General features: G+C 69.9%; 10 protein-coding genes. All 10 read right to left on the reverse strand.

Going from position 1 to position 13,166, the window contains the following annotated elements:
• Positions 1-9: 9 nt before the first annotated feature.
• The gene (locus tag AB0D29_RS05500) at positions 10-1,494 is read right to left on the reverse strand and encodes an AlkA N-terminal domain-containing protein (protein ID WP_351585426.1); all 1,485 of its coding nucleotides are present in this window, start codon (positions 1,492-1,494) and stop codon (positions 10-12) included.
• A 507-nt stretch (positions 1,495-2,001) separates the two neighbouring features.
• The gene (gene pssA / locus AB0D29_RS05505) at positions 2,002-2,862 is read right to left on the reverse strand and encodes a CDP-diacylglycerol--serine O-phosphatidyltransferase (protein WP_362852274.1); all 861 of its coding nucleotides are present in this window, start codon (positions 2,860-2,862) and stop codon (positions 2,002-2,004) included.
• Positions 2,849-3,505 carry a phosphatidylserine decarboxylase gene (locus tag AB0D29_RS05510; protein ID WP_030010161.1) on the reverse strand — a complete coding sequence of 219 codons (657 nt, stop codon included), beginning with the start codon at positions 3,503-3,505 and terminating at the stop codon, positions 2,849-2,851. The genes pssA and AB0D29_RS05510 overlap by 14 nt, the downstream gene beginning before the upstream one ends.
• Positions 3,506-3,691: 186 nt before the next feature.
• Positions 3,692-4,897, reverse strand: a complete 1,206-nt coding sequence (locus tag AB0D29_RS05515) for an acyl-CoA dehydrogenase family protein (protein WP_030027413.1) — start codon at positions 4,895-4,897, stop codon at positions 3,692-3,694.
• 2 nt (positions 4,898-4,899) lie between these two features.
• The gene (locus AB0D29_RS05520; protein ID WP_030010163.1) at positions 4,900-5,412 is read right to left on the reverse strand and encodes a MaoC family dehydratase; all 513 of its coding nucleotides are present in this window, start codon (positions 5,410-5,412) and stop codon (positions 4,900-4,902) included.
• Positions 5,413-5,417: 5 nt separating this feature from the next.
• Positions 5,418-6,392, reverse strand: coding sequence for a CoA ester lyase (locus AB0D29_RS05525; protein WP_249768874.1), 975 nt, complete (start codon positions 6,390-6,392; stop codon positions 5,418-5,420).
• On the reverse strand, positions 6,389-8,458 hold the full coding sequence (locus tag AB0D29_RS05530; RefSeq protein WP_362852275.1) for a protein meaA: 2,070 nt from the start codon (positions 8,456-8,458) through the stop codon (positions 6,389-6,391). Before AB0D29_RS05530 ends, AB0D29_RS05525 begins: the two co-directional genes overlap by 4 nt.
• Before the next feature lie 31 nt (positions 8,459-8,489).
• Entirely contained in the window at positions 8,490-9,827 is a 1,338-nt protein-coding gene (gene ccrA / locus AB0D29_RS05535) for a crotonyl-CoA carboxylase/reductase (protein WP_362852276.1), read from the reverse strand.
• A gap of 403 nt (positions 9,828-10,230) precedes the next feature.
• Positions 10,231-11,043: a TetR family transcriptional regulator gene (locus AB0D29_RS05540; RefSeq protein ID WP_362852277.1), complete on the reverse strand. Its 813-nt coding sequence runs from the start codon at positions 11,041-11,043 to the stop codon at positions 10,231-10,233.
• A 163-nt stretch (positions 11,044-11,206) separates the two neighbouring features.
• The gene (locus AB0D29_RS05545) at positions 11,207-13,003 is read right to left on the reverse strand and encodes a 3-hydroxybutyryl-CoA dehydrogenase (RefSeq protein WP_362852278.1); all 1,797 of its coding nucleotides are present in this window, start codon (positions 13,001-13,003) and stop codon (positions 11,207-11,209) included.
• Positions 13,004-13,166 lie beyond the last annotated feature (163 nt).

The following is a 13,166-nucleotide window of genomic DNA, read 5'->3' on the forward strand; positions in this document are numbered from 1 at the left end:
GTGTGCTCCTCAGACGGGCAGGTGGTTGATCGGGTGGGCGTCGGTGGCCCACAGGTACTGGACGGCGTACGCGCGCCAGGGCCGCCAGGCGGCCGCGCGCGCGGTCAGCGCGGCGGGGCCGGCCGGCAGCCCGAGCCCCTGCGCCGCCCGCCGCACCCCCAGATCGGACGGCAGGAACGCGTCCGGGTCGCCGAGCGCCCGCATCGCGATGATCTCGGTGGTCCACGGGCCGAAGCCGGGCAGCGCCGCGAGCTGCGCCCGCGCCGCCTCCCAGTCGCTGTCGAAGCCGAGCGGCAGCGAACCGTCCGCGAGCGCCGCGACCAGGGTGGTCAGCGTCGTGCGGCGGCTGCGCGGCAGCGCCAGGGACTCCGGGTCCAGCGCGGCCAGCGCCTGCGGGGAGGGGAAGAGGTGCGTCAGCCCGCCCAGGGGGTCCTCGACGCGCTCGCCGTGCGCGGTCACCAGCCGGGCCGCGTGCGTACGCGCCGCCGCGGTGGAGACCTGCTGGCCCAGGACCGCCCGTACGGCGAACTCCTGCGCGTCGACCGTACGGGGGACCCGGCGCCCGGGGGCCTTGTCCACGAGCGGGGTCAGCAGCGGGTCGGAGCGCAGCTGCTCGTCGACGGCCTCCGGGTCGGCGTCCAGGTCGAGCATCCAGCGGCAGCGGCTGATGGCGATCGTGAGGTCGCGCAGATCGGTCAGGGCGAGGCGGCAGCCGATGTGGTCGGGCTGCGGGGTCAGGGCGACGACCCCGGTGCCGTGGGGGAGGCGCAGGGTGCGGCGGTAGGCGCCGTCGCGCCACTCCTCGACGCCGGGGACGGCGGTCGCGGCGAGGTGCCCGAAGAGGTTGTCGGGGTTCAGGGGGGCCCGGAACGGCAGCCGCAGGCTTATGGTCCCGGGGATCCGGGGCGGGTCGTTCTTGTGGCGGCCGGCCTTCACGGCCCGCTCCCGCAGCTCGCTCGGGGAGAGGGCGAAGACCTCGCGGACGGTGTCGTTGAAGGTGCGGATGGAGGAGAAGCCGGCGGCGAAGGCCACGTCGCCCATGGGCAGCTCGGAGGTCTCGATGAGCAGCCGGGCGGTCTGCGCGCGCTGGGCCCTCGCCAGGGCGAGCGGGCCGGCCCCGAGCTCGGCGTTGAGCTGCCGCTCCACCTGGCGGGTGGAGTACCCGAGCCTCGTCGCGAGCCCCGGTACGCCCTCCCGGTCGACGACCCCGTCCTGGATCAGCCGCATCGCGCGTGCGACGGCGTCGGCCCGTGCGTTCCACTCCGGCGAGCCGGGGCTGGTGTCGGGCCGGCACCGCTTGCACGCCCGGAACCCGGCCTGCTGGCAGGCGGCGGCGCTGGGCAGGAAGGTCATGTTCTCGACCTTCGGCGGCACTGCGGGACAGCTGGGCCGGCAGTAGATGCGGGTGGTCAGCACGGCGGTGAAGAACCAGCCGTCGAAGCGGGCGTCCTTCGACTGCACGGCCCTCACGCAACGTTCGGTATCGGTGTGCATGGCTCCAGGATCCGGGGCGCGGTCGCCTGCGGCTGGCGGTTTTCCGACATCAAGGCTACGCCGGGGCCGGGGCTCGGATGGGGGCCGGGCGGGGCCGGGTCCGGCGGCGGGGCGGGGGCCGTCCGGGGTAGGCATGATTTATGGCCCCACGGGCAGACCGGCAACGCGCTCCGCGGTCCGGGCTAACAAATCACGTTTTACACCCCGGACGACCCCCGCCCCACCACCGGACCCGCCCCCGCCCTCAGGCGCGTGTACCGGTGCCGGGACGACGGGAGGGGGCGGCGGCGGGGCGGGGAGTGTCCGGGGTGTCAAACGTGATTTGTTGGCCCGTATCCCGAGTGCTGAGGCATGTGGCTCGGGGGCCATAAATCATGCCTACCCCGGACACTCCCCGCCCCGCCGTCGCCCCCGGCCCCCGGCAACGCGCCGTCGACCCCGGCCCCCGGGAAACGACAGAGGGCCCCGGATGCCGATGGCATCCGGGGCCCTCTGTCACAGCTGAGCTCAGCGCAGCGTCGCGGCTCGGGCTTCGCGCCTGTTGTGCCGGAACGTGTTCGCCCGGCGGGTCGTCGCGAACAGCGGAATGGTCGCCGCCATCGCGATCTGCAGGGCGCAGCCGGTCTGGAGCAGCAGCTGACCGCCCGGGGCGTCGAACGCCCAGGCCGCCAGCAGACCCATCGCGCCGATGATCCAGCACAGCATCGCCACGGCGAGCACGCCCCGCGGCTTCGGGTACTCGACCCGGCTCACCATCAGCCAGGCCACCCCGATGATCGCCAGCAGGGTCGGGACGAACGGCAGCTCCAGCAGCACGATCGAGACGACCGTCAGCGCGCCGAAGGGGCTCGGCATGCCCTGGAACATGCCGTCCTTCATCGTCACGCAGCTGAATCTCGCGAGTCGCAGCACCACGGCGAGCAGCACCACGATCGCGGCCAGCGCCGACATCTTCTGGTGCGCGTCCACGGCGACCATGCCGTAGACGAGCACGAAGTAGGCCGGAGCCAGACCGAAGCTGATCAGGTCGGACAGGTTGTCCAGCTCGGCACCCATCGGCGAGCTGCGCAGCTTGCGGGCCACGATGCCGTCGAAGAGGTCGAAGACCGCGGCGAGCAGCATCAGTATCACTGCCGTCGCGGCGCTGTTGCGGGCCATGCCCGACTCGCCACTGCCGGTGAGGTGCGGAATGAGGATCCCGGTGGTGGTGAAGTACACCGCCATGAATCCGCACGTCGCGTTGCCGAGCGTGAGGGTGTCCGCTATCGACAGCCGCAGCGAGAGCGGCATGTCGTCCTCGGCGGACTCCTCCTCGGCGGGCTCGGGCACCCAGCCGGCGGCCGGAGTCTCAGGGTCAGTCACGGTCAATTCGTGTCACCCCCGCGGTGGTGGCCTGACCGACCTCGACCGCGACCTCGACACCCTCGGGGAGGTAGATGTCAACGCGGGACCCGAAGCGGATCAGACCGATGCGTTCGCCCTGCTCCACCTTGGTGCCGGCCGGCAGGTACGGGACGATGCGACGGGCGACGGCGCCGGCGATCTGCACCATCTCGATGTCGCCGAGCTCGGTGTCGAAGTGCCAGACAACGCGCTCGTTGTTCTCGCTCTCCTTGTTGAACGCCGGGACGAATCCGCCGGGGATGTGCTCCACGGACGTCACCGTGCCCGCGAGGGGCGCGCGGTTGACGTGGACGTTCAGCGGGCTCATGAAGATCGCGACCCGGGTCCGTCCGTCCTTCCACGGCATGATGCTCTGCACCACACCGTCGGCGGGGGAGATGACACGGCCCTGAGCGATCTCACGCTCGGGGTCGCGGAAGAACCACAGCATGCCCGCGGCGAGCGCGGTGGCGGGCACGGCCGCCGCGGCCCAGCGCCCGGACTTGCGCGCCCGGGTGAGGCTGAGCGCCGCGGTGGCGACGGTCGGCAGAAGCCACGGCGATGCTCCGCGCGCGAGGCGTACGCCAAGGAGGCTGTCGCGAGGTGCAGAGGTTTGGCTGTGGGGCATGGATGACCTTCGTAGCGGGTGATTGCCGCGCCGCAAACAGGGGGACGGGACGGCGGCTTTACTGGAATGCTATCGGTTGCACGCAACAACTGGGCAAGCCAGAAGCCGAGTCGATGACCGTCGGCCAGTGACTGGCAGTGACCCTTTCGCGACGAACCCATGGATGATTCGCCGCAAAAGGGACTTTCAGCCCTGGAGTCGGTACTCCTCGAGCAGGCGTCGCCCGATGATCATTTTCTGGATCTCGGCGGTACCTTCACCGATCAGCAGCATCGGAGCTTCCCGGTAGAGACGCTCGATCTCGTACTCCTTCGAGAACCCGTATCCGCCGTGAATGCGGAAGGCGTCCTCGACCACCTCCTTGCAGTACTCGGAGGCGAGGTACTTCGCCATCCCTGCTTCGAGGTCGTTTCGTTCCCCAGAGTCCTTTTTGCGTGCTGCATTGACCATCATCGCATGGGCGGCTTCGACCTTGGTAGCCATCTCGGCCAGCTTGAACTGAATGGCCTGGTGTTCGGCGATCGCCTTGCCGAAAGTGTGACGTTGCTGGGCATAAGAGACACCCAGCTCGAAAGCACGCTGAGCGACGCCACAGCCACGCGCCGCCACGTTCACGCGGCCGACCTCGACCCCGTCCATCATTTGGTAAAACCCTCGGCCCGTCTGGCCTCCGAGGACCCGATTGGCCGGAATGCGTAGTCCGTCCATGATGAGCTCGGTCGTGTCGACGCCCTTGTAGCCCATCTTGTCGATCTTGCCCGGGATGGTCAGACCGGGACGGACCTCACCGAAGCCCGGCTCCTTCTCGACGAGGAAGGTCGTCATCGACTTGTGGGGCGCCGTGCCCTCGGGGTGGCCTTCGTCACTTCGGACGAGAACGGCCACCAGGGTGGAGCTGCCGCCGTTCGTCAGCCACATCTTCTGGCCGTTCAGGACGTACTCGTCGCCGTCCTTCACCGCCTTCGAGGAGATGGCCGACACATCGGAGCCCAGCGCCGGCTCGGACATCGAGAACGCGCCGCGCACCTCGCCCAGCGCCATCCGCGGGAGGAAGTGGTCCTTCTGCTCCTGGGTGCCGTGCTGCTTGAGCATGTACGCCACGATGAAGTGGGTGTTGATGATGCCCGAGACGGACATCCAGCCCCGCGCGATCTCCTCGACGCACAGGGCGTACGTGAGAAGCGACTCACCCAGGCCGCCGTACTCCTCCGGGATCATCAGCCCGAAGAGGCCGAGCTCCTTGAGACCGTCGACGATCTGCTGCGGGTACTCGTCGCGGTGCTCCAGCTCGGTCGCGACCGGGATGATCTCCTTGTCGACGAACTCGCGGACGGTCTTCAGGATCTCCCGCTGGACGTCCGTGAGCCCGGCGGTCTGGGCGAGTCGGGCCATGGCTACTTCCCCTGTTCCTTCAGCGTGGGGCGGCCGGGCTGCTCGCCGCCGCGCTCCTTGATGTACGTCTCGGTCGGGACCATCACCTTGCGCCGGAAGACGCAGACGAGGGTGCCGTCCTGCTTGTAGCCCTTGGTCTCGACGTAGACGATGCCGCGGTCGTTCTTCGACTTCGACGGGGTCTTGTCGAGGACCGTGGTCTCGCCGTAGATGGTGTCGCCGTGGAAGGTCGGCGCCACGTGCCGCAGGGACTCGATCTCCAGGTTGGCGATGGCCTTCCCGGAGACGTCCGGCACGGACATGCCGAGCAGCAGCGAGTAGATGTAGTTGCCCACGACCACGTTCTTGCCGAAGTCGGTGGTGTTCTCGGCGTAATTGCTGTCCATGTGGAGCGGGTGGTGATTCATGGTCAGCAGACAGAAGAGATGATCGTCGTACTCGGTGACGGTCTTTCCGGGCCAGTGCTTGTAGACCGCCCCGACCTCGAACTCTTCGTAGGTGCGTCCGAACTGCATGGTGCTCAGGCCTCCGGGATCTCGAACTTGCTGGTCCGCTGCATACCGGCGGCGCGGCCCTTGCCCGCGATGACCAGGGCCATCTTGCGGCTGGCCTCGTCGATCATCTCGTCGCCGAGCATCGCGGAGCCCTTCTTGCCGCCGGCCTCCGAGGTGCACCAGTCGTACGCGTCGAGGATCAGCTCGGCGTGGTCGTAGTCCTCCTGCGAGGGGGAGAAGACCTCGTTCGCCGCGTCGACCTGACCGGGGTGCAGCACCCACTTGCCGTCGAAGCCCAGCGCCGCGGCCCGGCCGGCCACCTCGCGGTAGGCGTCCACGTCACGGATCTGGAGGAAGGGGCCGTCGATCGCCTGCAGGTTGTGCATGCGGGCCGCCATCAGGATCCGCATCAGGATGTAGTGGTAGGCGTCCGCGCCGTAGCCGGGCGGCTGCATGCCCACGACCAGCGACTTCATGTTGATGGAGGCCATGAAGTCGGCCGGGCCGAAGATGATGGTCTCCAGCCGGGGCGAGGCGGCGGCGATCTCGTCGACGTTCACCAGGCCCTTGGCGTTCTCGATCTGCGCCTCGATGCCGATCTTGCCGACCTCGAAGCCCATGGTCTTCTCGATCTGCGTCAGCAGCAGGTCCAGGGCCACGACCTGCTGGGCGTCCTGCACCTTCGGCAGCATGATGCAGTCGAGGTTCTGGCCGGCGCCCTCGACCACCGTGATGACGTCGCGGTACGTCCAGTGCGTGGTCCAGTCGTTGACGCGCACGACGCGGGTCTTGCCCGTCCAGTCGCCGTTGTTCAGCGCGTCCACGATCGTGTGGCGGGCGCCTTCCTTGGCGAGCGGCGCGCAGGCGTCCTCCAGGTCCAGGAAGACCTGGTCGGCCGGCAGGCCCTGGGCCTTCTCGAGGAACCGCGGGTTCGAACCGGGCACCGCGAGGCAGGAGCGGCGCGGGCGGAGACGGTTCACCGGGTGGACAGGCGTGGTCATGCGGGGACCTCCGTGCTTGCAACGATTTCGAGAGGGTCGAGCTTGTTCGCTTTGCGGATCTCGTCGACGATACGGCCGATGATCTCCGTGATGCCGAAGTCCTTCGGCGTGAAGACCGCGGCCACACCGGCCGCCTTGAGCGTCACGGCGTCCGCGTTCGGAATGATGCCGCCGACGATGACGGGGATGTCACCCGCCCCCGCCAGCCGGAGCCGTTCCAGGACGTCCGGGACGAGAGCGCTGTGCGACCCGGACAGGATGGACAGTCCCACGCAGTGCACGTCCTCGGCCAGCGCCGCGGAGGAGATCTCCTCCGGGGTCAGCCTGATGCCCTGGTAGACCACCTCGAAGCCCGCGTCGCGGGCCCGGACGGCGATCTGCTCGGCGCCGTTGGAGTGCCCGTCCAGACCCGGCTTGCCGACCAGCAGGCGCAGCCGGCCCGAGCCGAGCTCGTCGGCCGTACGGGCCACCTTCTCGCGGACCTCGTGCATCGGGGTGCCGGGCTCGGCGGTGACCGCGACGGGGGCCGAGGAGACCCCGGTCGGGGCGCGGAACTCGCCGAACACCTCGCGCAGGGCGCTCGACCACTCGCCCGTGGTGACACCGGCCCGGGCGCACTCCAGGGTGGCCTCCATCAGGTTCTCGGTGCCGGCGGCGGCCTCCTTGAGGCGCTCCAGTGCCTGCTGGGTGGTGGGGAAGACGAAGGGATCGCCGTTCCCCTGCCGGTCCGAGGACTCCTGACGCTCGGCCCGCCAGCGGACGATGCGCTCGACGGTGAGCGCCTCCACTGCCGGGTCGACCGTCATGATGGCGCCGTCCAGGTCGGCCGTGAGCGGGTTCTCCTCGGTCTGCTGGAAACAGTTGACACCGACGATCTTGTCCTCGCCGGCCTCGATCCGCGCCCGCCGTTCGGCGTGCGAGGAGACCAGCTCGCCCTTGAGGTACCCGGACTCGACGGCGGCCATGGCGCCGCCCATCTCCTGGATCCGGTCGATCTCGGCCAGGCAGTCGGCGACCAGGGAGTCGACTTTGGCCTCGATGACGTGGGATCCGGCGAAGATGTCCTCGTACTCCAGCAGGTCGCTCTCGTGGGCGAGGACCTGCTGGATGCGCAGCGACCACTGCTGGTCCCAGGGCCGGGGCAGGCCCAGCGCCTCGTTCCAGGCGGGCAGCTGCACGGCGCGGGCGCGGGCGTCCTTGGAGAGGGTGACCGCGAGCATCTCCAGCACGATGCGCTGGACGTTGTTCTCCGGCTGCGCCTCGGTCAGACCGAGCGAGTTGACCTGGACGCCGTACCGGAAGCGCCGCTGCTTGGCGTTCTCGATGCCGTACCGCTCATGGGTGACCTTGTCCCAGATGCGGCCGAAGGCGCGCATCTTGCACATCTCCTCGACGAAGCGGACGCCCGCGTTCACGAAGAAGGAGATGCGGGCGACGACCTCGCCGAAGCGCTCCTCGGGCACCTGGCCCGAGTCGCGCACCGAGTCGAGGACCGCGATCGCCGTGGACATGGCGTACGAGATCTCCTGGACCGGGGTGGCCCCGGCCTCCTGGAGGTGGTACGAGCAGATGTTGATCGGGTTCCACTTGGGGATGTGGTTGACCGTGTACGCGATCATGTCCGTCGTCAGCCGCAGGGACGGCCCCGGCGGGAAGACGTGCGTCCCGCGCGAGAGGTATTCCTTGACGATGTCGTTCTGGGTGGTGCCCTGGAGCAGGGAGACGTCCGCTCCCTGCTCCTCGGCGGCCACCTGGTAGAGCGCCAGCAGCCACATGGCGGTGGCGTTGATCGTCATCGAGGTGTTCATCTGCTCCAGGGGGATGTCCTGGAACAGCCGCCGCATGTCGCCCAGATGGGAGACCGGGACCCCGACCCGGCCCACCTCGCCGCGGGCGAGGATGTGGTCGGGGTCGTAGCCGGTCTGGGTCGGCAGGTCGAAGGCGACCGACAGACCCGTCTGTCCCTTGGCGAGGTTGCGGCGGTACAGCTCGTTGGACGCCTCGGCCGTGGAGTGGCCGGCGTACGTCCGCATGAGCCACGGACGGTCCTTCTGGCGCTCTGTCATCTCAGGCGATCCTTATGGCCTTTGAGCCGACTCAGACGTTGCGGAAGCGGTTGATCGCGTCGAGGTGCCGGGCGCGCATCTCGTGGTCGCGGACGCCGAGGCCCTCTTCGGGGGCGAGGGCGAGGACGCCGACCTTGCCCTGGTGGAGGTTGCGGTGGACGTCGTAGGCGGCCTGGCCGGTCTCCTCCAGGGAGTAGACCTTCGACAGGGTGGGGTGGATCTTGCCCTTGGCGACCAGGCGGTTGGCCTCCCACGCCTCGCGGTAGTTCGCGAAGTGCGAGCCGACGATCCGCTTGAGCGACATCCACAGGTAGCGGTTGTCGTACTGGTGCATGTAGCCGGAGGTCGAGGCGCAGGTGGTGATGGTGCCGCCCTTGCGGGTGACGTAGACCGAGGCGCCGAAGGTCTCGCGGCCGGGGTGCTCGAAGACGATGTCGATGTCCTCGCCGCCGGTCAGCTCGCGGATGCGCTTGCCGAAGCGCTTCCACTCCTTCGGGTCCTGGGTGTGCTCGTCCTTCCAGAACTTGTAGCCCTCGGCGTTGCGGTCGATGACCGCGGTGGCGCCCATCGCCCGGCAGATGTCGGCCTTCTCGGGGGAGGAGACGACGCAGATCGGGTTGGCGCCGCCGGCGAGGGCGAACTGGGTGGCGTACGAGCCGAGCCCGCCGCTCGCGCCCCAGATCAGGACGTTGTCGCCCTGCTTCATGCCGGCGCCGTTGCGGGAGACCAGCTGGCGGTAGGCGGTGGAGTTGACCAGACCGGGGGAGGCGGCCTCCTCCCAGCTGAGGTGGTCCGGCTTGGGCATCAGCTGGTTCGACTTGACCAGGGCGATCTCCGCCAGGCCGCCGAAGTTCGTCTCGAAGCCCCAGATGCGCTGCTCGGGGTCGAGCATCGTGTCGTTGTGGCCGTCGGAGGACTCCAGCTCGACCGACAGGCAGTGCGCGACGACCTCGTCGCCCGGCTTCCAGGCGTTGACGCCGGGGCCGGTGCGCAGCACGACGCCCGCGAGGTCGGAGCCGATGACGTGGTACGGCAGGTCGTGGCGCTTGGTGAGCTCCGACAGGCGCCCGTAGCGCTCCAGGAAGCTGAAGGTGGACACCGGCTCGAAGATCGAGGTCCACACGGAGTTGTAGTTGACCGACGAGGCCATGACGGCCACGAGGGCCTCGCCCGGGCCCAGTTCCGGCACCGGGACGTTGTCCAGGTGAAGGGACTTGCGCGGGTCCTTCTCGCGCGTCGTCAGCCCCGCGAACATCTCCGCCTCGTCCTTGTGCACGGTGATCGCACGGTACGAGTCGGGCAGCGGCAGGGCTGCGAAGTCTGCGGCGGTGGCGGACTGCGACTGAATCGCGTCCAGGATGTCCTTCACGGTAGAGCCTCCGGCGTAGCGCTGATGAGGGTGCGCTTGAGGTAATCGGGGTGCGTGGTGCGTGGTGTGTGCCGTCGGTCCGGCTGGTGCGGTGGTGCTGGGCGACGCCCGTGGTGGGGGGCGTGCGGGGCCTGGTGACGCAGGCATCCGGGGCGCGTTCCGTGCGGTGTGGGCACGGGTCGCGGGGACATCCGGACGAGATTCAACGTATGGCACCCCGTGTCACCCGGCAAGGCACCGCGTGCCAAAACTTTCTCTCATTTGCCGATTGACCTGCACCGATGAGCGATGATCGATCAGAGTTACCGGCGAGTAGGGGCAAGCCGGACATACGCCGGACACAAAAAAGCGGCCGCCCCCGAAACGGGGGCGGCCGGTGTGACCACAGTCTCCACAGGTGTCGCTACTTGTTGCGCAGCGCCTCTTCGATGGTGCGCATGACCTCGTCCAGCGGGGCGTCCGTGCGGGCCACCGCGACCAGTACCTCGCCCTCCGTACGGACCGCCGCGGGCGCGGCCGGCGCGGTGCCCAGGGTGCGGCCCGCCCCGATCCCCGTCCCGAAGGTCTTGCGGACGATCGAGAAGGCGTGGTCCAGCTGCGCCTCCACGTCCCCCTGGCCGCCCGCCCGCAGCCAGCGCCGCAGCACGTGGTTGTGGGCGGTGACCACCGCCGAGGCGGCCACCTCGGCCAGCAGCGGATCGTCGTTGCCGTCGTGGTGGTCGTGCTCGTCGAAGTGGGCCAGCAGGTAGCGGGTGAACAGCCGCTCGTACCGGGCCACGGAGGCGATCTCCCGCTCCCGCAGCGCGGGCACCTCGCGGGTCAGCCGGTAGCGCTCCACCGACACCGCGGGCGAGGCGGCGTACATCTTCATGACTTCCTTGATCCCGCGGCACACCGTGTCGAGCGGGTGCTCGTGCGCCGGCGCCACGTCGAGGACGGCCTCGGCTCGGGTCAGGGTGTCGTCGTGGTCCGGGAAGATCGCCTCTTCCTTGGACCGGAAGTGCCGGAAGAAGGTCCGGCGCGCCACCCCGGCGGTCGCGGCGATCTCGTCGACCGTCGTCGCCTCGTACCCCTTGGTCGCGAACAGCTCCATGGCCGCGGCGGCGAGCTCGCGGCGCATCTTGAGCCGCTGTGCGGCCGCCTTGGTGCCGGCCGGGCTCTCCGGGGCGTCGGAGGCCGTGGCGGCGCGGGGCGAGGTCTTGGCGGGCTGGGACATAGAGCGAAAGTACTTCATTCGCGCAGGGGAGCGCGCCTGCGGGGGGTGGGAGAGGGGTGGATGCGGGGGAGAGCCCGCACTGGGCTCGGGAGGGTCAGTCCGCCGTGAGGGTCCGGCGGACCCGAGCAGCCCTCCCCACGCATCCGGCTCGTGGCCCGACCGGTTACCGGCGGGCGTACTCACGGAATCCGCGGCCGGTCTTCCGGCCCAGGCAGCCCGCCGCCACCAGGTGCTCCAGCAGCGGGGACGGGGCCAGGCCGGGGTCGCGGAACTCCTTGTGGAGGACCTTCTCGATGGCCAGCGAGACGTCGAGGCCGACCACGTCGAGGAGCTCGAACGGCCCCATCGGGTAGCCGCCGCCCAGCTTCATCGCGGCGTCGATCTCGTCGATGCCGGCGTAGTGCTGCTCGACCATCTTGATCGCGTTGTTGAGGTACGGGAACAGCAGCGCGTTCACGATGAAGCCGGCCCGGTCCCCGCAGTCCACCGGGTGCTTGCGCACCTTGACGCAGATCTCGCGGACCGTGGCGTGCACGTCGTCGGCGGTCAGGACGGTCCGGACCACCTCGACCAGCTTCATGGCCGGCGCCGGGTTGAAGAAGTGCATGCCGATCACGTCCTGCGGGCGCGAGGTCACGCGGGCCACCGCGATCACCGGCAGCGAGGAGGTGGTGGTGGCCAGCACCGCACCCGGCTTGCAGACCTTGTCCAGGGTGGCGAACAGCTCCTGCTTGACCGCCAGGTCCTCGGCGACGGCCTCCACGGCCAGGTCCACCTCGGCGAAGGCGTCCAGGGAACCGGCCGGGGCGATCCGGTCCAGGGTCCGGTCCGCGGCCTCCTGCGTCAGCCGGCCCTTGGACACCGCACGGCCCAAGGACTTGCCGATGGCGGCCTTCGCCGCGTCCGCCTTCTCCTGGCTGCGGGCCGCCAGCACCACGTCGTACCCGGCCTGGGCGAAGACCTGGGCGATCCCGCTCGCCATGGTCCCGGAGCCGGCCACGCCGACCGAGGTCACCGGACGGCCGCTGCCGAGCAGGGAGCCGTCCGGCGGGGTCTGGAGGTCGCGGACGACGGTGGAGCTGCCGGCCGCCTCGTACGTGTAGAACCCGCGGCCCGACTTCTGCCCGGTCAGGCCCGCCTCGGCGAGCTGCCCCAGGATCGGGGCCGGGGCGTGCAGCCGGTCGCCGGAGGAGGCGTACATGGCCTCCAGGACGGTCCGGGCGGTGTCCACGCCGATCAGGTCGAGCAGCGCGAGCGGGCCCATGGGCAGACCGCAGCCGAGCCGCATCGCCGCGTCGATGTCCTCGCGGGAGGCGTACTTCGCCTCGTACATCGCGGCGGCCTGGTTGAGGTAGCCGAAGAGCAGGCCGTCGGCGACGAAACCGGGGCGGTCGCCGACCGCCACGGGCTCCTTGCCGAGGTCGCGCGCCAGCTCGGTGACCGCGTCCACGGCCGGCGGGGCGGTCAGGACGCACGAGACGACCTCGACCAGCTTCATCGCCGGGGCCGGGTTGAAGAAGTGCAGGCCCAGCACGCGCTCGGGGCGCTGGGACTCGGCGGCGAGCCGGGTCACCGAGAGGGCGTTGGTGCCCGTGGCCAGGATGGTGTCGGGGCGCACGATCGCGTCGAGCTCGCGGAACACCTGCTGCTTGGCCTCGTACGACTCGGGCACGACCTCGATCACGAGGTCGGCCTCGGCGGCCGCGGCCAGGTCGGTGAAGGTGCGGAAGCGGGCGAGCACGTCCGCCCGCTCCTGTTCGGTGAGGCGCTCCCGGGTGACGGAGCGCGCGGTGGCCGAGGCGAGGGCGGCCGCGGCGCGGCGGGCCGCGCTCTCGCTGACGTCGATGCCGATGACCTCGCGGCCGGCCCGGGCGAGGACCTCGGCGATGCCGGTGCCCATCGTGCCGAGGCCGACGACGGCGATGGTCTGGAGGGTGGGGTGACTGGACTGACGGTCCATCGAGGGACTCCAGTGGAAGAGGGTGACGACTGAGTGGCGCGCGGCGCACAGCGCGCGCTGGTGCCGAACGGAAAGCCGTGCGGAGACCCGAGCGGAGACCCGAGCGGGAAGGCGTACGGAATGCCGTGCGGCATGCGGTGCGGTGAGGAACCCCGAGGGAGAG

Origin of the sequence: Streptomyces sp. NPDC048424 (assembly GCF_040651555.1) — a bacterium.
Taxonomy (GTDB): Bacteria; Actinomycetota; Actinomycetes; order Streptomycetales; family Streptomycetaceae; genus Streptomyces.